Raw genomic sequence first — 1,357 nt, 5'->3', positions numbered from 1 at the left:
GGGACGGCCAGCAGCGGTGACGCGGCCAGCCCACCGGTGGCGACGACCGCGGCGACCAGCAGCGGCGCGGCGGCGAACCCGACGTTGCCGCCCAGGCTGAACCAGCTCATCGCCGTGTCGCTGCCGCCGCTCGCGACCCTGGCGACGCGGGCGGCCTCCGGGTGGTACGCGGCGACCCCGATGCCGGACAGCGCCATGACCGCCACGGTGAGCGCGTACTGGTGGGTGACCCCGCTCAGCGCCACGCCGATCCCGCCGACGAGGGTGCTCACCGGCAGCAGCCACGGCATCGCCCACCGGTCGGTGAGGATCCCGAAGAGGGGTTGCACGACGGAGGACAGCAGCGACGCGGCCAGCACGACACCCGCCGCGACCGCGTACGGGTAGGCCCTCTCGACCACGAAGAACGGCACCAGGGCGGCGACCGAGCCCTGGTAGACGTCCACGCAGGCGTGGCCGACCGACAGCCACGCGACCGGGCGGCGGGAGTTCTTGGTCATGCCGGAGAGCCTCGCGGCCGCGCGGTCTGTCGCGCTTCCGATAAAGTGCCAGGTGATGTCGGAAATCCGCCACTTCCCGCAGGCCCCTACGCGGACGCGACGACTGCCGCCGCTGGCCGGCATCGACGCGCACCGGCACGACGACCACCAGAACGCGTACGCCGGTTCCGGCGTGGTGGCGGTGACGACGGCCGCGGGCACCTGGTTCGCACCGCCGACGCAGGCGATCTGGGTGCCGGCGGGCACCGTGCACGCGCACCGCGCCCACGGTCGCGTCGACCTTCACCTGGTGGGCCTGCCCGCGCGGACCAACCCGCTCGGCCTGCACGAGCCGACGGTGCTCGCCGTGGGCTCGCTGCTGCGGGAGCTGATCGTCGCCTACACCCGTGAGCCGGTGCAGGACGGGCCGGAACGGCGGCGGTTGCGCGGGGTGCTGCTGGACCAGCTGCGGACGTCACCCCGGCGGGCCGTCCAGCTGCCCACGCCCCGCGACCCGCGGCTGGTCGAGCTGTGCGCGGTGCTGCACGACGACCCGGCCGACCCGCGCACGCTCGCCGAGCTGGGCGCGTCCGTCGGCGTGGGGGAACGCACGCTGAGCCGCCTGTTCCGCGCCGAGCTGGGCATGACCTTCCCGCAGTGGCGCACCCAGCTGCGCCTCTACCACGCCCTGCGGATGCTGTCCGACGACGTGCCGGTGACCGCGGTGGCACACCGCTGCGGGTGGTCGTCGGCCAGCGCGTTCATCGACGTCTTCCGCCGGTCCTTCGGCCACACCCCGGGCGCCTTCCACCGCCGCTGAGCCCCGGTCCTCGCAGTCGCCCGGCCGCCCGGTCGGCCCGTGCGGTCGGCTGGTGCGC

General features: G+C 74.9%; 2 protein-coding genes. One reads left to right on the top strand and one right to left on the bottom strand.

Annotated features, from left to right (window positions below):
* Nucleotides 1-500 (bottom strand): MFS transporter (locus AB0G02_RS40435; RefSeq protein WP_360805904.1); only part of this gene is annotated, 500 nt, incomplete at its 3' end.
* A 55-nt stretch (nt 501-555) separates the two neighbouring features.
* Between AB0G02_RS40435 and AB0G02_RS40430 the strand changes: the two genes are divergently transcribed.
* A complete protein-coding gene (locus AB0G02_RS40430; protein WP_360805901.1) occupies nt 556-1,299 on the top strand; it encodes a helix-turn-helix transcriptional regulator in 744 nt (247 codons plus the stop codon).
* The last annotated feature ends 58 nt before the right edge of the window (nt 1,300-1,357 follow it).

Origin of the sequence: Actinosynnema sp. NPDC023658 (assembly GCF_040639995.1) — a bacterium.
In the GTDB taxonomy this organism is placed as follows: Bacteria; Actinomycetota; Actinomycetes; order Mycobacteriales; family Pseudonocardiaceae; genus Actinosynnema.
The sequence above is the reverse complement of the archived record's forward strand: the minus strand, read 5'-3'. Positions and strand labels throughout refer to the sequence as shown.

What these genes read in the sequence shown, in the direction of transcription:
- AB0G02_RS40430 (WP_360805901.1), top strand. Translation starts at nt 556, where the DNA reads ATGTCGGAAATCCGCCACTTCCCGCAGGCCCCTACGCGGACGCGACGA.